The organism is Proteus columbae, from assembly GCF_002777965.1.
GTDB lineage: Bacteria > Pseudomonadota > Gammaproteobacteria > Enterobacterales > Enterobacteriaceae > Proteus > Proteus columbae.
In genome coordinates this window covers 239,932-262,901 of record NZ_NGVR01000032.1, presented here as the reverse complement: position 1 = coordinate 262,901, position 22,970 = coordinate 239,932, and the positions used below count along the sequence as shown (strand labels likewise).

General features: G+C 35.6%; 23 protein-coding genes and 2 riboswitches. Of the genes, 11 read left to right on the top strand and 12 right to left on the bottom strand.

Annotated features, from left to right (window positions below; genetic code table 11):
• Window positions 1-2 precede the first annotated feature (2 nt).
• Both CBE70_RS17880 and CBE70_RS17875 read left to right on the top strand, forming a co-directional pair.
• Window positions 3-437, top strand: coding sequence for a universal stress protein (locus CBE70_RS17880; RefSeq protein WP_100160390.1), 435 nt, complete (start codon window positions 3-5; stop codon window positions 435-437).
• Window positions 438-644: 207 nt separating this feature from the next.
• Window positions 645-1,463 (top strand): MBL fold metallo-hydrolase, encoded by an 819-nt coding sequence (locus CBE70_RS17875; protein WP_100160389.1) that lies wholly within the window; start codon window positions 645-647, stop codon window positions 1,461-1,463.
• A 190-nt stretch (window positions 1,464-1,653) separates the two neighbouring features.
• On the opposite strand, the gene CBE70_RS17870 is transcribed toward CBE70_RS17875, so the two are convergent.
• Window positions 1,654-2,100, bottom strand: coding sequence for a universal stress protein (locus tag CBE70_RS17870; RefSeq protein ID WP_100160388.1), 447 nt, complete (start codon window positions 2,098-2,100; stop codon window positions 1,654-1,656).
• A 241-nt stretch (window positions 2,101-2,341) separates the two neighbouring features.
• Here CBE70_RS17870 and psiE point away from each other — a divergent pair, with 241 nt between their 5' ends.
• The gene (psiE, locus tag CBE70_RS17865) at window positions 2,342-2,755 is read left to right on the top strand and encodes a phosphate-starvation-inducible protein PsiE (protein WP_023581865.1); all 414 of its coding nucleotides are present in this window, start codon (window positions 2,342-2,344) and stop codon (window positions 2,753-2,755) included.
• Window positions 2,756-2,901: 146 nt separating this feature from the next.
• Window positions 2,902-3,717, top strand: coding sequence for a 23S rRNA (guanine(745)-N(1))-methyltransferase (rlmA, locus tag CBE70_RS17860; protein WP_100160387.1), 816 nt, complete (start codon window positions 2,902-2,904; stop codon window positions 3,715-3,717).
• A 91-nt stretch (window positions 3,718-3,808) separates the two neighbouring features.
• Here the strand turns inward: rlmA and mntP are convergent, their stop codons facing one another.
• The 4 genes from mntP to pabB all read right to left on the bottom strand — a co-directional run bounded on the left by mntP (window position 3,809) and on the right by pabB (window position 8,568).
• Window positions 3,809-4,396 carry a manganese efflux pump MntP gene (gene mntP, locus CBE70_RS17855; protein ID WP_100160386.1) on the bottom strand — a complete coding sequence of 196 codons (588 nt, stop codon included), beginning with the start codon at window positions 4,394-4,396 and terminating at the stop codon, window positions 3,809-3,811.
• An 84-nt stretch (window positions 4,397-4,480) separates the two neighbouring features.
• A riboswitch (yybP-ykoY riboswitch) is annotated at window positions 4,481-4,594 on the bottom strand.
• 492 nt (window positions 4,595-5,086) lie between these two features.
• The gene (locus tag CBE70_RS17850; RefSeq protein WP_100160385.1) at window positions 5,087-6,448 is read right to left on the bottom strand and encodes an L-serine ammonia-lyase; all 1,362 of its coding nucleotides are present in this window, start codon (window positions 6,446-6,448) and stop codon (window positions 5,087-5,089) included.
• A gap of 184 nt (window positions 6,449-6,632) precedes the next feature.
• Window positions 6,633-7,196 (bottom strand): CoA pyrophosphatase, encoded by a 564-nt coding sequence (locus tag CBE70_RS17845; RefSeq protein ID WP_100160384.1) that lies wholly within the window; start codon window positions 7,194-7,196, stop codon window positions 6,633-6,635.
• A complete protein-coding gene (pabB, locus tag CBE70_RS17840) occupies window positions 7,183-8,568 on the bottom strand; it encodes an aminodeoxychorismate synthase component 1 (RefSeq protein ID WP_100160383.1) in 1,386 nt (461 codons plus the stop codon). Before pabB ends, CBE70_RS17845 begins: the two co-directional genes overlap by 14 nt.
• 112 nt (window positions 8,569-8,680) lie before the next feature.
• Between pabB and CBE70_RS17835 the strand changes: the two genes are divergently transcribed.
• Entirely contained in the window at window positions 8,681-8,863 is a 183-nt protein-coding gene (locus CBE70_RS17835) for a YoaH family protein (RefSeq protein WP_069367593.1), read from the top strand.
• Between the two features lie 96 nt (window positions 8,864-8,959).
• Window positions 8,960-9,349, top strand: coding sequence for a protein YebF (yebF, locus tag CBE70_RS17830; protein ID WP_100160382.1), 390 nt, complete (start codon window positions 8,960-8,962; stop codon window positions 9,347-9,349).
• A gap of 104 nt (window positions 9,350-9,453) precedes the next feature.
• Here yebF and CBE70_RS17825 read toward each other — a convergent pair whose 3' ends face one another.
• Window positions 9,454-9,687 (bottom strand): DNA polymerase III subunit theta, encoded by a 234-nt coding sequence (locus CBE70_RS17825; RefSeq protein ID WP_100160381.1) that lies wholly within the window; start codon window positions 9,685-9,687, stop codon window positions 9,454-9,456.
• Window positions 9,688-11,033: 1,346 nt separating this feature from the next.
• Between CBE70_RS17825 and CBE70_RS17820 the strand changes: the two genes are divergently transcribed.
• Both CBE70_RS17820 and CBE70_RS17815 read left to right on the top strand, forming a co-directional pair.
• Window positions 11,034-12,506 carry an alanine/glycine:cation symporter family protein gene (locus CBE70_RS17820; RefSeq protein WP_100160380.1) on the top strand — a complete coding sequence of 491 codons (1,473 nt, stop codon included), beginning with the start codon at window positions 11,034-11,036 and terminating at the stop codon, window positions 12,504-12,506.
• 111 nt (window positions 12,507-12,617) lie between these two features.
• Complete coding sequence (locus tag CBE70_RS17815) at window positions 12,618-13,457, top strand: N-acetylmuramoyl-L-alanine amidase (protein WP_100160379.1); 840 nt, start codon at window positions 12,618-12,620, stop codon at window positions 13,455-13,457.
• 131 nt (window positions 13,458-13,588) lie between these two features.
• Here the strand turns inward: CBE70_RS17815 and brnQ are convergent, their stop codons facing one another.
• From brnQ to CBE70_RS17800, 3 genes are all read right to left on the bottom strand, one after another.
• Window positions 13,589-14,935 (bottom strand): branched-chain amino acid transport system II carrier protein, encoded by a 1,347-nt coding sequence (gene brnQ / locus CBE70_RS17810; protein ID WP_100160378.1) that lies wholly within the window; start codon window positions 14,933-14,935, stop codon window positions 13,589-13,591.
• 302 nt (window positions 14,936-15,237) lie between these two features.
• Window positions 15,238-16,044 (bottom strand): sugar-phosphatase, encoded by an 807-nt coding sequence (yidA, locus tag CBE70_RS17805; RefSeq protein WP_100160377.1) that lies wholly within the window; start codon window positions 16,042-16,044, stop codon window positions 15,238-15,240.
• A gap of 127 nt (window positions 16,045-16,171) precedes the next feature.
• Window positions 16,172-16,558, bottom strand: a complete 387-nt coding sequence (locus tag CBE70_RS17800) for a helix-turn-helix domain-containing protein (RefSeq protein WP_006533085.1) — start codon at window positions 16,556-16,558, stop codon at window positions 16,172-16,174.
• A 339-nt stretch (window positions 16,559-16,897) separates the two neighbouring features.
• Here CBE70_RS17800 and mgrB point away from each other — a divergent pair, with 339 nt between their 5' ends.
• The gene (gene mgrB / locus CBE70_RS18595) at window positions 16,898-17,074 is read left to right on the top strand and encodes a PhoP/PhoQ regulator MgrB (RefSeq protein WP_229096604.1); all 177 of its coding nucleotides are present in this window, start codon (window positions 16,898-16,900) and stop codon (window positions 17,072-17,074) included.
• Window positions 17,075-17,223: 149 nt separating this feature from the next.
• On the top strand, window positions 17,224-18,606 hold the full coding sequence (locus tag CBE70_RS17790; protein ID WP_100160376.1) for an amino acid permease: 1,383 nt from the start codon (window positions 17,224-17,226) through the stop codon (window positions 18,604-18,606).
• A gap of 104 nt (window positions 18,607-18,710) precedes the next feature.
• On the opposite strand, the gene pagP is transcribed toward CBE70_RS17790, so the two are convergent.
• Together pagP and CBE70_RS17780 are read right to left on the bottom strand one after the other, a co-directional pair.
• A complete protein-coding gene (pagP, locus tag CBE70_RS17785) occupies window positions 18,711-19,346 on the bottom strand; it encodes a lipid IV(A) palmitoyltransferase PagP (RefSeq protein WP_100160375.1) in 636 nt (211 codons plus the stop codon).
• Between the two features lie 611 nt (window positions 19,347-19,957).
• Window positions 19,958-20,602 carry a hypothetical protein gene (locus CBE70_RS17780; protein ID WP_100160374.1) on the bottom strand — a complete coding sequence of 215 codons (645 nt, stop codon included), beginning with the start codon at window positions 20,600-20,602 and terminating at the stop codon, window positions 19,958-19,960.
• 316 nt (window positions 20,603-20,918) lie between these two features.
• A riboswitch (TPP riboswitch) is annotated at window positions 20,919-21,007 on the top strand.
• 51 nt (window positions 21,008-21,058) lie between these two features.
• Between CBE70_RS17780 and thiD the strand changes: the two genes are divergently transcribed.
• The gene (thiD, locus tag CBE70_RS17775) at window positions 21,059-21,856 is read left to right on the top strand and encodes a bifunctional hydroxymethylpyrimidine kinase/phosphomethylpyrimidine kinase (protein ID WP_100160373.1); all 798 of its coding nucleotides are present in this window, start codon (window positions 21,059-21,061) and stop codon (window positions 21,854-21,856) included.
• A 60-nt stretch (window positions 21,857-21,916) separates the two neighbouring features.
• On the opposite strand, the gene fbaB is transcribed toward thiD, so the two are convergent.
• The gene (fbaB, locus tag CBE70_RS17770) at window positions 21,917-22,966 is read right to left on the bottom strand and encodes a class I fructose-bisphosphate aldolase (RefSeq protein WP_006533078.1); all 1,050 of its coding nucleotides are present in this window, start codon (window positions 22,964-22,966) and stop codon (window positions 21,917-21,919) included.
• Between the last annotated feature and the right edge of the window lie 4 nt (window positions 22,967-22,970).

Sequence of the window (22,970 nt, the reverse complement as noted above, 5' to 3'; positions counted from 1 at the left end):
GTATGTATAAGAATATTTTGGTTCCCATTGATATTGATGAAGATAACCTGATGAACAAAGCAATTCCGTTAGTGGAAAATATTGCAAAAAATGAAGATCCTTATGTTCACTTTTTGTATGTGCTTCCTAAACTTCCACAATCTTCTTATTATCGACTTGTTATGAATGGCGATCAATTAGATCAAGGATGCTTAAAAACGTCAGCAGAAAAAGAACTTAAAAAAATAATCGAGCGTTTTGATTTACCTGATGACAGAATGCAAACTCATATTTGTATTGGTACACCACGAGATGCAATATTGCAGATTGCTGATGAAGTGAATGCGGATTTAATTGTGATTGGTTCGCATAATCCTGAAGATGATTCTTATCATATCGGTTCAACCGCCGCAGATATTACACGTTATGCAAAACGTTCTGTAATGGTAGTAAGATAATAGAGCCGTAAGATAAGCCTAATGTGTTTATAACCGAAAAATAAGAATATTTGCAGAGTTTAGTGATATCGCTGTTTCGTTTACACGTAACAGCGATTATGTCATTAAGAAGATAAAGCTATCGCACAAATCAGTCGCTTTTATATTTGGAACAAACTCTTTTTTTAATTATTATTAAGTCATTCCCTGATAATAATTAAAAAATCTATGTTAACGATCACTGCATTACTAGAAAATAAATCGATTAATCCTGAACTTAACCATTATCCTGGTTTATCATTATTGTTAGAAGATGATGAGTGCCAAGCTAAAATTCTCTTTGATACTGGAAAAGACCTTACCTTTATTTCAAATGCAAAAAAAATGGGTATTGATTTAACCACATTGAAAACGATTGTTGTGTCTCATGGGCATTATGATCATTTTGGTGGACTTACACATTTGCCAGCAGATTTTTTTACTCATAAACCACGAATTATCGCTCATCCGCATTTATTTTCTGTTCGTTATTCAGCCTTTTTTTTAGGCAATAAAAATATTAAATTTAAACGTTTAGCACCTTTATTTGATCGAAAAAAACTCGAAGCACAGTTTGCTTTTGAATTAACACAAACTCCGTTAACAATCGAAGAAAATTTTATCTATTCGGGACAAGTGACTCAACGTCAAGTGAATAAACGTTATGGTGTTATTATTCATGAATCAGGTGAAGAAGATGATTACGTTCTTGATGATAGCTTTCTTGTTTGGCAAGGAAAAAAAGGCCTAGTGATTATCACTGGTTGTAGCCATTCAGGCATTGAATCCATTATTGGACATGCGAAAAAAATAACTGGAAATAACCAAATTCAGGCGATTGTAGGAGGATTGCATTTACGTTGTGCAACACCATCTGCATTACAGCGTGCTAAAAAAGCCATAGATGAAAATATTGATGTGTATGGATGTCATTGCACTGGTGTATTAGGGCGAAAATATCTTAATGCGAAAGATTTCAATGCAGGGCAATCTTTGTCTTTTGAGTAGTATTTAATGGAATAAAGTCTTTTGAAAGACATAAATTTTTTGTTTTTTGGTCTGCATTCTAACAAAATAACTTATTGAAACAAAAAAATTAAAGTGCATTTAGTGCTATTTATGATGAAGAGGATTGTAGAATACTTATTGGCAATAAATGAGCTAACTTTATTGCCAATAAGGAAGTGTATTGGTGATTTTACTTGCGAATAACCATTACTGAACGTGACGTATTATTTACAATATAATCCGCTGTCGAACCTAGTAAAATATTACGTTTATTGCGAGAACTTGAACCAATAATAATGGTATCTGCATCAATTTTATCTGCTAACTCAAGAATATTATAATTAGGCGTACCAATAACAGCATGGCATTGGTATTGCTCTTTAGGTAAGTTAAATTGTTGTTTTACGCATTGTTCTAATTTTTCAGTTAATAAAATTAAAGCTTGTTGCTTTTTCTCAATGACAGACGAGCTATCACAATTAAGCCCGTAAGCTTCTAAAGAGCGCAAGTTAGGCATAACTGTAATGAAATGGAAATAATTTTCTGGTTTCCTAGCTAGGAAGTGAATATCTGCGATCATGCGTTGAATTCTGCTATCTTCTAATAAATCAATTGCAACGAGGTATGTGTTAGCCATAGTGTGCCTTTTCAATAAATTAGCTCTTAAATTAAGTATAAGTAAATCAGCTTACAAGTTGAAATTTAAAAGCAAATATTGCGATTATTGCATCATTATTCTTGGTTTTTTGGCTCTAAAAGATAAAAAAATGGTGTGATGAATGCGTAAATCCATTAAAATTTAGTAAAATTGTCTATAGCGCGTTGATCTTTTATTATTTTTACACATCACGGAATGATCCCACTAGGTTATAGTTTATATGAGAAAATCAAGCGAAGACTTACTGAAATGTATTGCCACTATATTACAGTGGGTGCTTAATATTGGGTTACTTATTTTAGCGATTGTATTGGTCAGTTTTCTTATCAAAGAAACGTATGTAATTGCTTCATTATTATTTAATTTAGGTGCAGAAGAGTCGTCTTATCAATTATTAGAAGGTATTTTGATCTACTTTCTTTATTTTGAGTTTATTGCACTCATTGTTAAGTATTTTTTATCTGGTGGGCATTTCCCTCTAAGATATTTTATTTATATTGGAATAACGGCAATAGTACGTTTAATTATTGTTGAACATAAAGATTCCGTTGATACGTTAATTCAATCAGGTGCAATATTGTTGTTAGTTATTGCGTTATTTATCGCTAACACTGAAAAACTAAAACGAACTTGAGCCGCTTATAAGTTGTGCTTAGTAAGCTACTTAGCATAGAAAGCATGACTTAAGATTAAAAATAAAGAGTAAGGTTTTCCGCAAGATTGGGAGAGGTATGTTATTATCTCTCCCAATTCTATTCTGGGTTATACAAAAATATTAATATGTCTTATCAATGTCCATTATGTTATCAGGCGCTTTCTCTTCAAGCTCACAGTTGGGTCTGTGAAAATAATCATCAATTTGATTGCGCTAAAGAAGGGTATGTCAATTTGTTGCCAGTGCAATTTAAACGCTCAAAAGAGCCTGGTGATAGTGCCGAAATGATTAACGCACGTCGTGAATTTTTAGATGCAGGTTTTTACCAGCCGATGCGAGATAAAGTGGCTGAGTTAATACAAACGTTATTGCCTGAAGATAACAGTGTTATATTGGATATTGGTTGTGGTGAAGGTTATTACACCAATCAATTTTATCAAAATCTAAAATTACATAATCCACAAGTCTATGGTCTAGATGTTTCTAAGGTTGCGATTAAATATGCAGCTAAACGTTATTCATCTATTCATTTTTGTGTGGCTTCAAGTCAACGTTTACCTTTTTGTGATGCTTCCTTAAATGCGGTTGTGCGCATTTACGCCCCTTGTAATAGTGATGAATTAGCAAGAGTCATTGTGCACAATGGTTATATTATTACTGTTACACCGGCTCCTCGTCATCTCTATCAGTTAAAAGCACTGATTTATTCAGAAGTACATCTGCATCCATTAAAAGAAGAATATTTTGATGGATTTAATAAAGTATCTGAACATCAAGTGGCTTATATGATGAATTTAAACGGTAAGCAGGCTTTTGATTTATTACAAATGACGCCGTTTGCATGGCGAGCAAGTGAAGAAGCAAAGCAGATATTAGTGAAAAGTAAAAACTTTGAATGTGAAACAGACTTTTTAATTCGTGTTTATCAACGTCATGCTTAATAATGTGAAATAAAAATATTTTATTAAGTTAATAAAAAAGCTTAGGTCATGATATTTCAAACCTAAGCTTTTTAATATGCTTTATTAGCGATTATTTGGCGTACATAAACAATTCTAAGTGTTCGAATACAATATTAAAGCCGATAGCAATTAATACGATCCCACCAATAATTTCTGCTTTTTTTCCAAGTACTGGACCGATATAACGGCCAATTAGCATACCCAACGTTGCCATGATCATGGTCATCATACCAATCGTCATCGCAGTATGAACAATATTGACTTGAAGGAACGCTAAACCGACACCAATTGCCATTGCATCAAGGCTTGTGGCAATACCTGTTGCGATTAAAGATAGCGAGCCGTGGCGTTGTGGGGCTTCTTCTTCACAAGGGCAATCATCGCCACGTTTTAAGCTTTGGTAAATCATCCTGCTACCAAGAACAAACAGTAGTCCAAAGGCAACCCAGTGATCCCATTGAATAATATATTGGCTTGTATATAAACCTAGTGCCCAACCAATAACCGGTGTGCTGGCTTCAATGATGCCGAATATAAATCCAGTACGGAGTGCTTCACGAAAACGAGGTTTGTGTAATGTGGCACCTTTACAGACAGCAACTGCAAATGCGTCCATAGAAAGGGCAAGGGCGAGAATGATAGTAGCGTAGAAACTCATAATAAAGCCTCGGTTGGGGTATTTCCATATACACACAATTGACCCCCAACCAAAGAAGTACAATCATGTGTCTATGGTCTTGCCAACCGTATTACGGCATCTGTACCACGCTAGATGAAAATAAGCGAGTATGTTGATACAGATTTCTTAAAATAATATTTTTTATTTTAAGACAGGCTACTCCCCAATGACTTGGTGCAGAAGATAACATATTATTTTCGAAAGGCAACATATTATTTATTATCTTTCAAAGATGATATTGATAATAATTATCATTATTAAGTTTGGTTGGTTTAAATATATTTTAAACGATCTTAAAATGTTAAAAAAATGATAAATTTCAATATGATGAATAATTAACCATATAATAAACAATGGGTTTTAATTATTTTTATAATAAGAAATTAATTTTTTATAGAAATGAATACACCTGAAAATTATAAGCTTTATTTTCTGCAAAATTAAATGAATATTAAATGAGCCTATATTTAATGAGTATATTTAATTTTTATATTTAATATAGAAAAATAAGAAAGGTTTAAATTATAAAAAGATATATTGCTTAATTATAAACGTGTATTTAAGAATTATTTTCTTTAGTTATCTAAGGGTTAATCGATGATTAAAAATAAAGTAGTTAAAATAAAAAAGCCATTCAAAATGAATGGCTTTTCGTCTAAATAGTGTTAATTAGTCACACTGCACTTTGATTGCAAGACCACCGCGTGATGTTTCGCGGTATTTAGCATTCATGTCTTTACCTGTTTCATACATGGTTTCAATGACTTTATCGAGAGAAACGCGGGGTTCACTGGTACGACGAATTGCCATACGCGCGGCATTAACGGCTTTAACAGAAGCAATGGCATTACGTTCAATACAAGGAACTTGAACTTGACCTGCAACAGGGTCACAAGTTAAGCCAAGGTTGTGTTCCATACCGATTTCAGCAGCAATACAGACTTGCTCTGGACTTCCACCTAATAATTCAGCAAGACCCGCAGCTGCCATTGAACAAGCTACGCCAACTTCGCCTTGGCAACCAACTTCAGCACCTGAAATAGAAGCATTCATTTTGTAAAGAATACCAATTGCGCCGGATGCTAAGAAATAGCGTAAGTAGGTTTCTTGTGTAACAGGTTCGATACAACGATCGTAGTAAGCCAATACAGCAGGAACGATACCACATGCACCATTTGTTGGTGCTGTTACAACGCGTCCACCTGCTGCGTTTTCTTCATTAACCGCCAGTGCAAACATATTAATCAGATCAACCACTTTCATTGGATCGTTTGACAGGCTGTTGCTTGATGTCAATAAGCGATTTAATGCGGCAGCACGACGAGGTACACGTAATGGCCCCGGTAATACGCCTTCTGTATTTAAACCGTGTTCAATACACTCTTGCATTGTTTTATAAACATCAGCGAAATAAGCATTAACTTCTGCTTGAGTATGCAGATCTAGCTCATTTTTCATCATTAAGCTAGAAATGGATAAACCCGTTTCTTTACAGTGCTTTAATAACTCTTCTGCGTTAGCATAAGGGTATGAAACAGGCTTGCTATTTAATGTTGATTTACCGAAGTTTTCTTCATCAACAATAAAACCACCACCAATAGAGTAGTACGTTTTTCTATAAACTTCTTTGTCGCCAGCAAAAGCATGGATGGTCATACCATTTTCATGTAATGACAGGTTGTCATTGCTAAAATGCATACTTTCTGCTGGAAAATCGACCACTTTTAAGCCGTTTGCTAATGATAGCTTGCCAGTTTCTTCAACTTCACGAATAAAACCGGGAATGCTGTCAATATCGACAGTAGCTGGTGCATTACCTGCTAACCCCATAATAATTGCGATATCAGTATGGTGACCTTTGCCTGTCAAAGACAAGGAGCCGTAAACATCAACAGCTACGCGAGTGACAGACGCAATCAATTCCTGGCTGACTAAATCATCGACAAATTCTTTACCCGCTTTCATTGGCCCTACGGTGTGAGAGCTAGATGGTCCGATGCCCACTTTAAACATGTCGAAAACGCTAATCACGTCAGACTCCTTAATAATAAGAGAGAGGGTTAAAAAGAATAAAATATAGTTATTTATAGTAAAGGGATCGTTTTTACGATTATATCGTCCCGTTAATGATGTAGTTTACAACATTTTTTTAAAATAGCTAAGTAGAGTTGTGAAGGCGGTGATAAAAAGCACAAGCTGAATATAAAATAGCGTATTAAGTAATATGTAGAGCGAGTCTATGCAAAATAGCGGCGGTTAATCCCCAAACGAGATGTCCATTATAGGGATAAAAGTAGATACGATAATTTTCACCAGCACGATGAAAATCTAATGGTTGATAATGTTGGGCATTAAGTACATGGCTTAGTGGCATTTCAAAGATAGAGGCGACTTCAGCAGGGTTATGGCGTAAAGGTAAACCCGCAGGAATAACACCCACAATAGGGGTGACTAAATATCCGCTAGAACTTTGTAAAGGAGCTAATTGACCAATAACAGATACGGCATTGGGTGGGATAGCCACTTCTTCATGCGCTTCCCTTAGTGCAGTTGCAATAAGGTTGCTATCTTCAGGATCGCGTTTACCGCCAGGTAAAGCAACTTGCCCTGCATGAGAGCGTAACGTTGAAGCACGCTCAGTTAATAATAATGTTGGGTTAGGTTTATTGATAATCGGCAGCAAGACGGCTGCCGATTTTTGGGCATGAAGGGGCTGATTTACCTTATCTTCAGGTAATGTGAGTTGAAAACGATTGATAAAAGTATCAATGGGTGTCATCGATAGTAGACTCACTTAAAACAGTTAATATTTGCCCAAGTTTATCGAATGTTTCTTGGTATTCTTTTTCAGCAACGCTATCAGCAACAATACCACCACCAGCCCAACAGTAAATTTTATTTTTTTCAGTTAATAAAGTGCGAATGCTGATATTGGTGTCCATTGTGCCACAAAAACTGATATAACCAATTGCACCACAGTATCCATGGCGACGATGAGGTTCAAGCTCTTCGATAATCTCCATTGCTCTAATTTTTGGGGCGCCAGTGATAGAACCACCGGGGAAGGCTGCTCTTAATAAATCAGTTGCTGTTAAATGAGAAGGTAACTGCGCCGTGATTGTGCTGACTAAATGATGTACTGCTGGGAAACGTTCAACAACAAATAATTCTGGCACTTTTACTGAGCCTGTTACTGCAACTTTTCCAATATCATTACGCATCAAATCTACAATCATTAAGTTTTCAGCACGATCTTTACGTGAATTTGCTAATAATTGTGCTTGTTCATCATCTTCTTCTGGTGATGGCTTACGAGGTAGTGTTCCCTTTATTGGTCGTGTTTCTATTTTATTATCTGCTAAATGAATGAAGCGCTCAGGTGAGACACTAATTACAAAGTTATTTGGCAAACACATAAAAGAAGAAAAAGGCGCTTTATTAGCTTGATTCAATGTTAAGAATGCGTTCCATTCGCTACCTGTATAACTTGCACAAAAACGTTGAGCCAAATTAACTTGATAGCAGTCACCCGAAAGTAAGTATTGATGAATTTTAGCAATTTTCTCGTTATATTCATCACTACTGATGTTTGATTGCCAAGCTGTTGTTAAGGTGAATTGTGAATCAATAGCTGTGGAAGTTTGGTTTTCTAGCCACTGTAAACGCTCATCAATATTGTGATAGCTAATTAAAGTGGCTTTTTTTAAGTAGTGATCGACAATAAGTGCCCAATCATAAATGCCAATTGCCATATCTGCGAAATTAAGTTCATTTTTCGCTATTTCAGGTAAGTTTTCAAAACGGCGACCTAAATCATAACTCCAGATACCTAAAGCGCCGCCTAAAAAAGGCAATGACTCACTATGTTCTGGGTGAAAATCGAATTGTTCTAACGCAGATTGAATGAGAGTGAAGGGATCTTTTTTGGAACGTTTTACCGTACCGTTTTTTTCTTTAATCGTTGTCGTTTGTTTGCGAGTTTCTAAAGTCACAGCAGGATCGGAGACAACAATATCAAAACGATTATGAGGATGTTCGGCAAAGCCAGAATGAAGTAAACTAGACCAAGGCAATGACGCAATAGGAGAAAATACCCGTAATGCTAGATCTGGGGTATAAGTTAATTCACGTTGTTGTAATTGCATATCCATCTTATGACCATGTAAACAAAGTGTGTTGTATTATTCGCACAATAAATTGTAATCAGAAAGATTACATTCATGTAAATACAAAATAGACGTTAATAAAGATAAGAGTAACATTATGTTTCTAGGAATGCCTACATTAACACATGAAGAGCAGCAAAAAGCAGTAGAAAAAATTCAATCTCTAATGGCTGAGGGAATGAGCAGCGGAGAGGCAATTCAGTTAGTCGCTCAAGAATTAAGAGAGAAACATACAACCCGTGAATCAGTTTCTATCGTATTTGATGATGAGAATGAATAAAACAATTTTTTAACAAATGTCACAATTGTGTTATTAACCATGTGCTATGCTTAATAAAAATACATCCTGTTTTAAAGGATATTTTCGGGAGGTTATATGAAATTAAGCAAGTTTATTGGTCAAACAGGAATACTTGGTGCAGGTCTTTTACTTGCAATTTCTTTTGGAGTATCTGCAGAAAGTATCGAAAATGTTAATAAAGATATTGTGCGTTCTGCTCCCTTTGCGAGTTGCGTTAATTTAGATAATAATCAACTTGTTACAAGAGTAAAAAATGATTATTTACAAAATCGTTTACCTCGCTGGCAAGATGATAAAAATGCATTAGGATCAAAACCTGTTGCAAGTATTAATGCTAATGAAGTTATCAAGATGGATAATAACTATCAGATGGTATTGAATGTAAGAGGGGCGAGAACAGACCTTCGTTACAATGTTCAAGTCAATTGTGATGACAATACTATTACTTATGTTTCTCCTAAATAATAGATAGGTGATAGTGAGTTGTAGTTAATCGATTGAAAGGAAAAGAGATAAACTAAGGTTTATCTCTTTTTTTTACCATTATCAAAATAATGGAGAGTGTTCGACTATTTTTTTACCGGTGGATCATAAGGTAAACGAGAATAGTGTTGGCTTCTTGCTCGATAAAATACCAGCCTTTCTTGAAAGAAGGCTTGAAAAGCTTGAGGTTGTTCTCTTAAAACAGCATCTGCTACAACGGGCATGTTATAGCGCTCTTTAAAAGCGACGCCTGAAGCGGCTAAACTTATATTTAGCTTATCTTTTTCTTCTTGTGTTAATTCTGAAAGGTTATAACTCATTATCTTTCCCTCTATAACAATATAAGTAAGGTAAAAGAGCGTGCTTATTAATGCAAGCAAATAAAGATATTAGTCATTAATGTGCAGTAAAAATGATGTATTTTATTTGGGTTGATTTTTAATCAAGGCGATTAAATATAACAATAAAAGTTCATTTCTCTTTAATTGTTATACCACTTTATGGGTAATTCAAATAAGGTTAATGATAAAATGGGTATTTTTAACCCTTATTAAATTGGTTTTAAAATAGAGAAAAAAGCAATTTACCTCTGAAAAGAGTAAATAATATGAATGTTTAATTTGATTTAGATCAATGAAAAGAGTGAAGGATTTTGCATTAAAAATAGGTAAATAATGTTAATTTATCAATTAGATATTTCATGTGTATTTATTTTGTATTATTTGACAAGGGGTTATGGTAAGGCACTGAAAAGCTGAGATAAAAAAATGCCCTGTTGGGGAAACAGGGCGAAAATTAATACAACACCAGGGAAAAACATAGTATAAATAAAATTAACCAAATGGTTAATAGGTAAACTTACGTGATTCTACATTTTTTTATTAATATGAAATAAATTTTTATTAAACTTTAATTAATGTTCAAAAAAGAATAGGGCTATTAATGAATAGCTAGTGAATAAAAAAAGAGAAGAGAAACCAATCAAACAGTATTCATTAAAAATGTAAGATAACAAACCATGCTAGAATTAATACATTAGGGAAGTGTGATAAAATAAAGAGTAAAGTTCATTTTTTATCTTATTATAATATCTTATTAATATTAAAGCATTTTATTGATTCGACAATATAAAATATTTATTGTTAATTGTTGTAAAAATCTTTATTTCTTAAATGTTAATTACTGAAATGTTAAATTTCATATTAAAAAATACCTTAATTAATCACTTTAATAGTTCATTTAAATCTTATTTTAGATAAATAGAAAAGATTATTAATTGATGTTTTTTTAATCTGTTTATTCTTTTTTCTAAAATGACTGATTAACTTAATGACTAAAATATTTACTTTACTTTTTCGAGTTAATAAAATAAAGAAATAATTATTTATCCTAATGATATGTATGGTTTTTTTATTTTTAAATATTGTTTATTTTAGTTAACGAGATAATTAAATTAAAATAATAATATGTAAAAAAATAAACAAAAAATATACATGTCACGCAATATTGTGTTACATTTAGTTCGCTTTTCACACAGTAATCTTTGATATTACTTTAAGACGAATTCGGATCAGTAATTGACTCAATTACACGATATCTGCTTACTTTTTTATTTCAATAGCGATGTAAGGATAGGTTATATACGTTATTATATAAGGGGATTAATTTGACAGGGCTAATAAACTTTGCGAATAACATTTTATGGGGATATGTTCTTATCTACTTACTTCTTGGAGTAGGTATTTACTTTACTATCCGTACCGGATTTATACAAATCCGACATTTTAGTCATATGTTCTCTATTTTAAAAAATAGCCATAAGTCAGATAAATCAGGGATCTCTTCCTTTCAGGCATTATGCACCAGTTTAGCTGCGCGTGTAGGTACTGGAAACTTGACGGGAGTCGCGATTGCTTTAACTGCGGGCGGCCCAGGTGCTATTTTTTGGATGTGGGTAGTCGCTTTAATTGGTATGGCGACATCATTAATAGAAAGTACACTAGCGCAACTTTATAAAACAAAAGATGATGATGGTAATTACCGTGGTGGTCCTGCTTATTATATGACGAAAGGACTGAAAATGCGCTGGATGGGAGTTCTTTTCGCCATTTTCTTAATTATCGCTTTTGGCTTAGTTTTTAATGCTGTTCAAGCAAATTCGATTGCTCAAGCTACAGCTTCTGCCTTTAATTTTGATCCACTCTACGTGGGGATCTTTTTAGTACTAACCAGCGGATTTATTATTTTTGGTGGTCTGCGTTGGATCGCTCGTGTTGCTGAATTAGTTGTTCCAATTATGGCAACAGCTTATTTATTATTAGCATTTTGGGTTGTTGCAGATCATATTGAACGCTTACCCGAAGTTTTCATTTTAATTTTTAAAAGTGCTTTTGGATTACAAGAAGCTGCTGCTGGTGCCGTTGCTTACGGTATTAGCCAAGCGATGACACAAGGTATTCAGCGCGGTCTTTTTTCTAATGAAGCCGGTATGGGTTCTGCGCCTAATGCCGCAGCTTCAGCAACACCTTATCCACCACATCCTGCATCTCAAGGTTATATTCAAATGCTAGGTGTTTTTATGGATACCTTGGTTATTTGTAGTGCCACTGCGGTGATTATTTTATCATCAGGGGTACTAGACAGTTATCCAGAAGGTATTAATGGTATTCAATTAACACAATTGGCCTTGTCATCTAGTGTGGGAGGTTGGGGGAGTACCTTTATTGCAATTGCAATTTTCTTCTTTGCTTTTACCTCCATTATTGCCAATTATGCTTATGCTGAGAGTAATATGATTTTCCTTGGACGTAATCACACCACAGGGCTGTTTCTTTTACGTTCAGCGGCTTTAGCCATGGTGATGTTTGGCGCTTTAGCGGATATGCCTCTTGTTTGGAAAATGGCCGATCTCTCAATGGGATTAATGGCAATGACTAATTTAATCGCAATCATCTTGCTTTCTGGTGTCGCCTTAAAATTAGTTAAAGATTATAACCAGCAACGACAAGCTGGTTTATTGCCTACATTTGATATTCGCCAATATCCAGAATTGCAAGATGACATTGAAGAAGGAATTTGGGATGAGAATATTGTTCCTGATGAACCTTTAGTTCGATGTGAAAAAGTGAGCAATAATTAAAGCAATAACTAAAACAATAATAAAAAAGCGTCAAAACTTAAAACCCATATTCTTTAATATGGGTTTTTTTATTACAATTTAGCTTTGGGAATAATCAATCAAGGATCAGAAATGAAGTCTAGTCGGTATTATATAGGATTACTTATTGCAATAAGCTTCTTAACCAGTTGTGCCAAGCAACCAGTATTTATTGATAGAGGTGAATATATAGTTAAAGTTATTCCTAATAAGCAGGAAGCAAATGACTGTGTAAAATATCTGGTGATGCACTATACCGCGCTAGATGATGAGCGCTCGCTTAAGGTTCTTACTGGAGGGCGAGTCAGTAGCCATTATTTGATCCCTACACACCCTTCATCTATTGATGGAAAGCCCGTGATTACTTCATTAGTGGATGAAAGGCAAATTGCATGGCATGCGGGCATTAGTCAATGGGGAGACGCAACTAGCCTAAATAATTGCTCCATTGGGATTGAAATTGTCAATCTGGGTTACCGTGATAATGGCAAGTTTAGGTATTGGTATTCTTATACAGCGGATCAAATCGTGACGATATCAATGGTAATGAAAGATATTATTGAACGTTATGATATCGAGCCTCAAAATGTTTTGGGTCACAGTGATATTGCACCTCTTAGAAAGGTTGATCCTGGTCCTTTATTTCCTTGGGAAAGATTAGCTCGCCAAGGAATAGGTGCTTGGCCAGATAAAAAATTAGTACAAACTTATTTAGCAGGTAGAGATCCTTCAGAGCCTGTTGATGTCGCAAATTTCCAAAAGTTATTACAGCAATATGGTTATCAAACACCAACAAATGGCGTATTAGATAATAATGCACAAAAAGTCGTGAAGGCCTTCCAAATGCATTTTAGAGCGAGCAAAGCCAATGGGATCCCTGATGCTCAATCAGAAGCTATTTTAAGGGCATTGATTGAGAAATACCGAACTTAAAGTTTCCTGTAATGAATAGATAGTAAAAATATAGATAATCGAAAAGCAAAAAGCGTCTCCAATATAAAATTTGGGAGACGCTTTTTTTATCAACTTACAATCAGCATTATAAATTAGGTGTTATATGCTAGTTATTTCGCTGTATTTTCTACTAGGAGATTTTCTTCTTTAAGATTTAAGCTAACAACCAGCGAAATGATAAAGGCAATCACACCTGGTAATACCCAACCTAAGCCATAATCAGACAGTGGGATATAGCTAAATAATTGCAGTAAATCAGCATTTAACCACTTCAATTGTTTCAATGTATCGAAAAGACTCATCAAAACAATGATTGCAATTGTAAAGCGATAGGTAAATCGAGGTGCTTTTAATTTATTACGAATAAATTGTAGTAATACCAATGTGACTGATGTTGGATAAATCATTAATAATGCAGGAATAGTTACTCGTAATAATGTATCAAGGCCAAACGTTGATACGACTGTGGTCATTAATGTAAATACCACAACCCAAAAACGATAGCCTAAACGATGATGGAATGTCGCAAAGTAGTCTGCGGCAGCACTTGTTACACCTACAAGTGTTGTCATACTAGCTAATAAAACAATACCTCCCATCAACCAAGTGCCTACAGAGCCAAACAACGCATCAACATAACGTGAGAAAATCTGGCCGCCGTTAGTAGCATTGAGAGCCGGATCAGCGAAAACAGAAACTGAGTGGCTTGTTGCACCTAAGTAGAAAAGGCATAGATAAAGTGCTGCTAACAGTAAGACTGAAATCATGCCTGCTTTTACGGTAATAAAACCGATTTGGCGTGGTTCAGTAATGCCTTTGGTATATAAAGCACGGGCAACGATACCACCAAATGCCATAGCAGAGAGGACATCCATGGTTTGATAACCATCAATAAAGCCAGAGAAGAAGCCATTTACCGCATAAAGGCCTGTTGGCTCACCAATTGGGGAAATTGGTTTAGCTACAACAGCAATGCCCACAACCACCAGCAGAACTAACAGTGCTGGCGTCATAAACTTACCAATGGCGCTTATCATTGTGCCTTGTTTGAGCATGAAGAACATACTCGTGATATTGAAAATAAGTGCGAAAGTAAGGTGTGTTACCGTATTTTTCTCAATAAGACCTAATGGTAAGAAACCCATTTCATAAGCAGTATTGGTGACACGAGGCATCGCAAAAGTAGAGCCTACGATAAGATACAGTGCTACCCAGAAAATGACGGCAACCCATGAAGGTAAATCAACAGAAAGGCGCTCACCACGTCCGCGAATTGCAACAATAACTAAGGTTAGGAAAGGGAGTAAGACACCCGTAACGAGGAAACCTAAAGATGTACTAAACCAGAGGTTTCCCGATTGAAAACCCGCCATAGGGGGGAAAATAATATTGCCAGCGCCAAGGAAGAGTGCAAAAACCATCATTCCAAGAACGAGCATATCTTTTGTAGAAAGCATAACTTAAACTACCTGTCTGTGAAGAAAATATATAAATGATTTATATTTGTTATTCTACATCTAGCCTAATTAACAGCTTAATATGTTGTGAAAATGCAGTTTGAATAACGAAAAGTGGATTGATATTAACAAATTCTGAAGGATATGTAAGAAGAAAGGCAGATTTAACGCTCATTTAACAGCAATTATAGAATAATAAAAGGCTATGTTTTTGGTCGAAAAGCAGTGTGATCCTCTGCTAAGGATCACAATTGCTATATAATTTTGTAGACATTCGTTATAAAACACAAAAAAGATCGTGTTTAAATAAATTTATTGATAGCCACTGCAACACCATGCTCTTCATTAGAAAGTGTGACGAATTTAGCGACTTTCTTCACTTCTTCAGGAGCATTTCCCATCGCAACACCTAAACCTGCATATTTCAACATTGCTAAATCATTACCTTGATCACCAATACACATAATTTTTTCTGGTGTGATTTTCAAATGTTCAGCGACTTTTTGAACCGCGCTCCCTTTATTGACATTAGTGTTCAATACTTCAATAAAATAAGGGGCGCTACGTAATATGCTGTATTGTTCATAAATATTAGCAGGAAGATATTGAATGGCATTGTCCAAAACGGCAGGTGCATCAACAATCATAAACTTACTAAAATACATATCGGTTTGCATTTCATTCAATGGACGATAATAAAGCGGAGTCCAAGATAAAAAGGCTTCTTGGCAGGTGAAATGGCTGATATGACTATTGGTAGTATAAATTTTATTATCGCTGATAACGTGAAAATGGACGCCAATCTCACGAGCGAGATTTTCAAAATAGAGGTAATCTTCAAAATTGAGCAGATCTTGAATAATAACTTCACCATTATCAGCTTGATGGATTTGACTCCCATTATTGCTGATGCAGTAACAATCAGAGGTATCAAGACCAAGTATTTTTAAATAGGGAGAGATGCCATTGAAGGAGCGTCCTGAAGCTAATACAATCTTAACTCCCGCCTCTTTTGCTCGCTGAACTGCTTGTTTTACTTCTGGTGTAATTTCGTGTTGTTTGTTAAGCAAGGTTCCATCTAAATCAATCGCGATAAGCTTAATACTCATTAGCATCCCCATATTAAATAAAAGCAATTATGATAAAGGAAGGGCGAAGCGGTCTATCATCACATAGCTTGAGTATTATTTATGTGACATTAAAAGCTATCTGTATAATGCCACATAAATGGAAGGGTTAATCACAACAAGGTGATTGTAAATGTAAAGGCTGTTTGGTTTCTAAAACGATCTCTTGATTTTGCCGAAAATCGAAAGGCGTGATGCCATACTCTTTACGGAACATATAAGTAAAGTGAGATTGTGAACCAAAGCCGAAATCAAGGGCGATATCGAAGATAGAGCGCTCACTGGTACGTAATAAATGAATAGCGCCAGCCAATCTACGCTGACGGATATACTTTCCTAAAGAGGTGCCTGTGACTTCTTTAAAGATTTTCTGCATGTGCCAAAGAGAATATCCAGAATAAGCCGCCAACTCTTCAAGATGGATAACACGGCCTAAATGCTCCTCAATCCATTTACTTAGCGCGCAAACCAATGCGAGATGATTATCTTGTGGCATTACAGTTCCATTCTATCAATGAAGTTAAGGTAAAAATCAAAATTAACTCCCTAATCTTATACAAAAAATGGCAGACAGAGAAATCCATATTAATGGATAGCTATCTCTAATCGTTGGCAAAATGTGTACTTAAAATAATACAAGGTCATTTTACATACAGTTTAGAGTGAAATAATGCAAATTATCTGAAGTCTGTCGAGGAAGCGTTTACCTTTCATAATGAAAGTTATGCTAAATTTACTCATAGAGATAATTGATTGCGAATTTTATAACAACAACTCCCTGTCTTGTTATCGTATTTAAGCGAATGCTTATAATGTGATAAGTCATACTAACAAAATGTATTTAAAGGATTTTAAATTGAACGCAAAGAAAATAATTATTAGCTTAATTATTGCATTAGTCATTACCTTTGGCCTCTATCTTGTGGCTTTAGATAATTTTTGCGATCGAGGAGAGGATTTCCAACAAGGCCTTTGTCGCTTTACCACATTATTCCCCTCTAAACATCACTAAAAGACAGCTTTTCTTATTATTTTTCGCTTAGCATAAAATGTATTTGTTATTCAAGTCAGAATAGTGTTTTAATGGTGGCTTGAAATAAACAAAATCGTAAATATTAGTTTACACGTTAAGTTGATAAAATAATAAAGAGAAGAGGATGTATGGCGAGAGAGTCGCAACAGACAGAACTTAAGCGCGGTCTGAAAAATCGACATATCCAGCTAATTGCGCTGGGTGGTGCTGTCGGCGCTGGTCTGTTTCTTGGTATAGCGCAAACTATTAATATGACAGGCCCATCAGTAATATTAGGATATGCTATTGGTGGTTTTATTGCGTTTATGATCATGCGCCAATTAGGCGAAATGGTTGCCGAAGAGCCAGTTGCGGGTTCGTTTAGTCACTTTGCTAATAAATATTGGAGCCCGTTTGCTGGCTTCTTGTCCGGCTGGAACTATTGGGTGATGTTTATTCTTGTCGGTATGGCAGAATTAACCGCAGCAGGTAAATATATTAACTATTGGTTACCTGATATTCCTGTTTGGGTTTCCGTTGCTATCTTCTTTGTGGCAATCAACTTAATCAATTTGATTAACGTTAAAATGTATGGTGAAACAGAGTTCTGGTTTGCCATTATTAAAGTGTTGGCGATCGTTGGTATGATTTTATTTGGGAGCTACTTACTGGCAAGTGGTAATGGTGGCCCTCAAGCTTCGGTTAGCAACTTATGGGAGCTAGGTTTTTTCCCTCATGGTTTTACGGGCTTTATGTCTGCATTAGCTATTGTGATGTTCTCTTTTGGTGGACTTGAGCTGGTGGGGATCACCGCCGCTGAAGCTGAAAATCCAAAAGTTAGCATCCCGAAAGCGACTAACCAAGTTGTTTATCGTATTTTAATTTTCTATATCGGTTCGTTGTTAGTGTTGCTTTCACTTTATCCTTGGACTCAAGTTGTGAAAGGTGAAAGCCCATTTGTCCTGATTTTCCACAACTTAGATAATTTCTTAATTGCGAATATTTTAAATGCTGTGGTATTAACTGCTGCACTGTCTGTTTATAACAGTGGTGTTTATTCTAATAGTCGTATGCTTTATGGCTTGGCAAAACAAGGTAATGCACCACATGCACTTTCTCGCATTAATAAACGTGGTGTACCAGTAGTGTCGTTACTATTGTCAGCAATTGCGACTTCATTAGGTATTTTAGTTAACTACTTATTACCTGATCAGGCACTAGAACTATTAATGGCGTTGGTTGTAACCACGTTAGTACTTAACTGGATCATGATCTGTTTAGCGAATTTAAAATTCAGAGCTGCAAAAAGAAAAGAGGGTGTAGAGCCTTTCTTTAAAGCACTATGGTATCCATATGGTAACTATATCTGCCTTGCTTTCTTATGTATGATTTTAGTGATTATCTTATTTATGCCACAAGTGAATATTTCGGTGATTTTAATGCCATTCTGGATTGCGTTCTTATGGGTTGGATTTAAGATTTCCCGTATGAAGAAAACACCTAATAGCGCTCAAGCAAGCCAAGATATTTAAATTTTATTGTCCTATTTTGATAATAAAAAACGCATCATTGAGATGCGTTTTTTTATGCTCTATTTTTATTGTTTGCAATTATTCTGAACGGCAAAAATAAAAAATTACTGCCAACGTAACCAAGCAAATAACACGTTACCATTGTTATAAGTCCCTGGTACATAGGTTGCTTGTAATGAAAGATGTCCGTAACCGACAGAAACTAACGGTAAAGGGAGTGGCATAGGAATATAGTTGTATTCATGGCGTGCTGTAATACTTAGTGTAAATCCTGCCCCCATACGAAACCCGTCTTTATCACCGGGATACCACATTTTCTCAAAACCGTAGCCCATAATAGGCTGTACACGGTTATTTGAGTCCATAAATGCCATCGCATAAAGAGAGTGCCAATCACCATCATTGTCATAACGATATTTGCCCATCCCAAAGCCCCAAGGTGTTTCGTTATAGCGATCCGTTTTTTCTTTATCGTAAGTAAAACGGTTATGCCAAGTCCATACGGGCAAATAGTAGTTATATTGGTCATTGTCCCAAGTTTGATTGACATTACGCTTGAATTTTCCCCAGTAGCTCTCTTCATTATTAGATTGAGATGAGTTACTGGTGACTTGTTGGTTTTCTGTCGTAATAATCTGATGGGTATTGGAATTATTTTCAGAAGCGAAAGCAGACGTTGTTAATGCAAGAGAAAATAACGTAGTTGCTAATACGCTAGGATGAAAATAGGATAAAAACATAATATAACTCCGAGTGCGGTATTGCTATGATTCTGGTGATGACAAATAAACATTACTAATAGTGTTATTTAATCGATAAGTATTTAAGATAAGAGGTATCTGAAACTTTACTTCTTAAATGAAATCTTGAGGGATAAGAATCGGTTATGAAAAAATAAATAAAGTTGTTGTAATTATAAATGCATTTTTTTGATATTTAAAACTGTTACACTTAATGATAACGAATTGTTTTTTATTAAAAATTAAGTTTTTATTAGGTTGCAAATAAATGTCTGATAAATAAGGTTAAAGAAAAATCATTTAAGATTGGCCATGTTCAAAAGAAAAAATCAACAAGATCACTATTTTTATGATTTAATTGAAATGTTAATTCAGTATCAATAACTTTTAATTATGAAAAGACATCTATTTCCAGCAGGATAATAAATTAACGAATAAATAGAGTTAAACAAAAAAAGAAAAAAATAGGGATTGGTTTATAAAGCGTTTAGGTTTTGTGGCTTTTATTTAGCAGGGCGTCTATTTTTTATGCAGAAAATCCTAAGCTGAAAGAGTATGGATATAAAGAATATTTGTTCATATTCCATACTCTTTCAAAGCGAAGAGGGTATCTATTGAGATAATATTTCTTTGCTAATCACAAGGAGCCGGTGAGTATGGGTATCACGATCCTTTCCCCAGCAGAAAGCATCCCACTTATTGTAGAAATCTTCAATACTGTCAATTAAGTGTAATGGTCTATCTTCTTCTGTTCCATCAGAAGCATAAATATAATGACCTTTACTAAAAGCCCATAAAATCATATCAATCCAAAAACCTTTACCATCAGAGGTTTGTTCTTCGTCAGTAACAACGATATTATGAACTTTTAAGAGATTACAGAAAAAAGTACGAGGTAATTCTCTTATAGCATTACGATGTTTAGGTATACGAGAACGCCATACTTTTATTTGAGTACACGTTGTTTTTCCATAAACGATATCTTGCCGAAATCTAAGCTCAACAAGATAGGCTGTTTCACTTTCTTTATCTGTAGTGACAAGTCTGTATTGATCTTTACGTAATGATTTAACTAAACGGTATCCGATTGGAATGTCAAAACCTTCTAAATCAATATCTTTTACACCTTGAGTAAGAAACTGGAGTGTATGTTCAATATTTTTAGCTGGTAGTTTCAACTTTTCATTAAAGTCTGCATCAGGAATAAGATAAGGCATTGATTGTCCATTATTCTGTTGCGATGGTTCATTTTTCATTTAGCCCCTCCGCATTGTGTGATTGTCCAGAAATGCATTATAAATACCTCATCTAGCAGATAATATATCGATCGTCGTTAAAACGAGCAAAATAATTTATTTTATTCTTCCTATTTAAAGATAGATAAAATATATTCCTTAAATTGATGTTTCACGCAATACAAGCCATCGGCTTAGTACTTATTATATACAACCTTCGCTGATTTATCTTACTGAATAACAAATCTCAAAAATAGAAAGTGAATAAATCGAGATCAGTTATCCAACTAGCATCTTTATCTTGAGCATGAGATACTCCTTATCGCCTGAATTTATAGGCTTTGGCTCGGGGCGCCTTATGGCTGAGATGAACCCGTATAACCTGATCTGGATAATGCCAGCGTAGGGAAGTCAAGGTAACTCTGCTGATTAACGGAGCCCGACTTTTCTGTAACTGGTGAAAGGAGGAGTTAATCAGTGAGATTCAATGCATTGTCTATCGCAGGCACCGATCCTAGTGGCGGTGCAGGTATTCAGGCCGATCTGAAAACATTTTCCGCACTGGGTGTATATGGCACAACAGTAATGACAGCACTTGTTGCTCAAAATACCTGTGGTGTCCGTAGTGTCTATGATTTATCCCCTGATTTTGTTGCAGCTCAATTAGATGCTGTCTTGTCTGATGTTCGAATTGATAGCGCCAAAATTGGCATGCTCTCTAATGCTTCGATTATTGATGTGGTTTGCGACAAGCTTCAGCAATATGCGATCCCTTTTGTTGTACTTGATACCGTAATGATTGCAAAAAGTGGTGATCCTCTTTTACAGCCTGATGCGGTTAATAAAATGGTTAAGCAGCTTTTGCCTCTGGTTGATTTGATCACGCCTAATTTACCTGAAGCAGCTGCACTGCTAGGTTGTGAAGTCGCTAAAGATGAAATAACGATGAAGCAACAAGGTTATGCATTGCTAAAACAAGGATGCAAAGCGGTGTTGATGAAAGGCGGGCATTTAACTGAAAATGAAAGTCCTGATTGGTTATTTACGCAAAATGGCGAGTGGCGATTTACTTCCAAACGCGTTAATACGAAAAATACCCACGGTACAGGATGCACACTTTCAGCGGCTTTAGCTGCTATTCGTCCTCAAGTTTCTAACTGGCAAATTTGTGTTGAACAAGCAAAAGCCTATTTACAGCAAGCGTTAGAACATGCCGACAGTTTAGAGGTTGGGCAAGGTTTCGGCCCTGTACATCATTTTCATCGCTGGTGGTAATGCTAAAAAGCCCCTACAAAAGGGGCTTTAGTGTATCGTTGCGTATCGCTAAATTGTTTTTTAAGCAATAGTGACAGATTTATTCAGATAAACATCTTGTACTGCATTAATTAGAGCAACGCCGTCTTTCATTGATTTTTTGAACGCTTTACGTCCTAAGATCAATCCCATACCACCAGCACGTTTATTAATAACGGCGGTACGAACAGCATCTTCAAGATCATTATTACCAGAAGCGCCACCAGAGTTAATTAATCCTGCACGACCCATATAGCAGTTTGCTAATTGGTAACGAACTAAATCAATTGGGTTTTCAGTGGTGAGTTTTGTGTAAACGCGCTCATCAGTATGACCAAAACCAATCGCTTTAAAGCCACCGTTATTTTCAGCCATTTTTTGTTTAACGATATCCGCACCAATTGTCGCGGCTAAATGGTTTGCTTGACCAGTTAAATCCGCACTTGCATGGTAATCTACACCATCTTTCTTAAAGGCTGGATTGCGCAAATAAGCCCATAATACAGTGACCATACCCAATTCATGAGCACGTTCAAAGGCCATTGAAATCTCTTCAATTTGGCGACGGCTTTCTTGTGAACCAAAGTAAATGGTCGCGCCCACTGCAACAGCACCCATTTCAAAGGCTTGTTCTACACTAGCATACAGTGTTTGGTCATATTGCGCTGGGTAGCTTAGGGTTTCATTGTGGTTTAATTTCACAAGAAAAGGGATTTTGTGTGCATAGCGACGAGAAACAGAAGCAAGAACACCATAAGTAGAGGCAACACAGTTACAACCTGCTTCAATAGCTAACTCAACAATATTTTTCGGGTCAAAATAGAGTGGGTTTGCGGCAAAAGAGGCTGCGGCAGAGTGCTCAACACCTTGGTCAACAGGTAGAATAGACAGATAACCCGTTCCTGCTAAACGCCCGTGATTAAACAGGGTTTGCATTGAACGTAACACGCTATTAGGGCGATTGTTATCAATCATAACACGATCAACAAAGTCAGAACCTGGCAGGTAGAGATTTTCGCTTGGGATGGTTTGGCAACGATGTTCTAATAATGATTTTGCATCAGCACCTAACAAACTTACTATATCAGTCATTACA

What these genes read in the sequence shown, in the direction of transcription:
- pagP (WP_100160375.1), bottom strand. Translation starts at nt 19,346, where the DNA reads ATGTTTTTATCCTATTTTCATCCTAGCGTATTAGCAACTACGTTATTT.
- CBE70_RS17845 (WP_100160384.1), bottom strand. Translation starts at nt 7,196, where the DNA reads ATGACACCCATTGATACTTTTATCAATCGTTTTCAACTCACATTACCT.
- yidA (WP_100160377.1), bottom strand. Translation starts at nt 16,044, where the DNA reads ATGAGTATTAAGCTTATCGCGATTGATTTAGATGGAACCTTGCTTAAC.
- CBE70_RS17875 (WP_100160389.1), top strand. Translation starts at nt 645, where the DNA reads ATGTTAACGATCACTGCATTACTAGAAAATAAATCGATTAATCCTGAA.
- psiE (WP_023581865.1), top strand. Translation starts at nt 2,342, where the DNA reads ATGAGAAAATCAAGCGAAGACTTACTGAAATGTATTGCCACTATATTA.
- mntP (WP_100160386.1), bottom strand. Translation starts at nt 4,396, where the DNA reads ATGAGTTTCTACGCTACTATCATTCTCGCCCTTGCCCTTTCTATGGAC.
- CBE70_RS17815 (WP_100160379.1), top strand. Translation starts at nt 12,618, where the DNA reads ATGAAGTCTAGTCGGTATTATATAGGATTACTTATTGCAATAAGCTTC.
- yebF (WP_100160382.1), top strand. Translation starts at nt 8,960, where the DNA reads ATGAAATTAAGCAAGTTTATTGGTCAAACAGGAATACTTGGTGCAGGT.
- pabB (WP_100160383.1), bottom strand. Translation starts at nt 8,568, where the DNA reads ATGGATATGCAATTACAACAACGTGAATTAACTTATACCCCAGATCTA.
- CBE70_RS17870 (WP_100160388.1), bottom strand. Translation starts at nt 2,100, where the DNA reads ATGGCTAACACATACCTCGTTGCAATTGATTTATTAGAAGATAGCAGA.
- CBE70_RS17790 (WP_100160376.1), top strand. Translation starts at nt 17,224, where the DNA reads ATGGCGAGAGAGTCGCAACAGACAGAACTTAAGCGCGGTCTGAAAAAT.
- fbaB (WP_006533078.1), bottom strand. Translation starts at nt 22,966, where the DNA reads ATGACTGATATAGTAAGTTTGTTAGGTGCTGATGCAAAATCATTATTA.
- CBE70_RS17880 (WP_100160390.1), top strand. Translation starts at nt 3, where the DNA reads ATGTATAAGAATATTTTGGTTCCCATTGATATTGATGAAGATAACCTG.
- CBE70_RS17800 (WP_006533085.1), bottom strand. Translation starts at nt 16,558, where the DNA reads ATGCCACAAGATAATCATCTCGCATTGGTTTGCGCGCTAAGTAAATGG.
- mgrB (WP_229096604.1), top strand. Translation starts at nt 16,898, where the DNA reads ATGTATTTAAAGGATTTTAAATTGAACGCAAAGAAAATAATTATTAGC.
- rlmA (WP_100160387.1), top strand. Translation starts at nt 2,902, where the DNA reads ATGTCTTATCAATGTCCATTATGTTATCAGGCGCTTTCTCTTCAAGCT.
- CBE70_RS17780 (WP_100160374.1), bottom strand. Translation starts at nt 20,602, where the DNA reads ATGAAAAATGAACCATCGCAACAGAATAATGGACAATCAATGCCTTAT.
- CBE70_RS17835 (WP_069367593.1), top strand. Translation starts at nt 8,681, where the DNA reads ATGTTTCTAGGAATGCCTACATTAACACATGAAGAGCAGCAAAAAGCA.
- brnQ (WP_100160378.1), bottom strand. Translation starts at nt 14,935, where the DNA reads ATGCTTTCTACAAAAGATATGCTCGTTCTTGGAATGATGGTTTTTGCA.
- CBE70_RS17825 (WP_100160381.1), bottom strand. Translation starts at nt 9,687, where the DNA reads ATGAGTTATAACCTTTCAGAATTAACACAAGAAGAAAAAGATAAGCTA.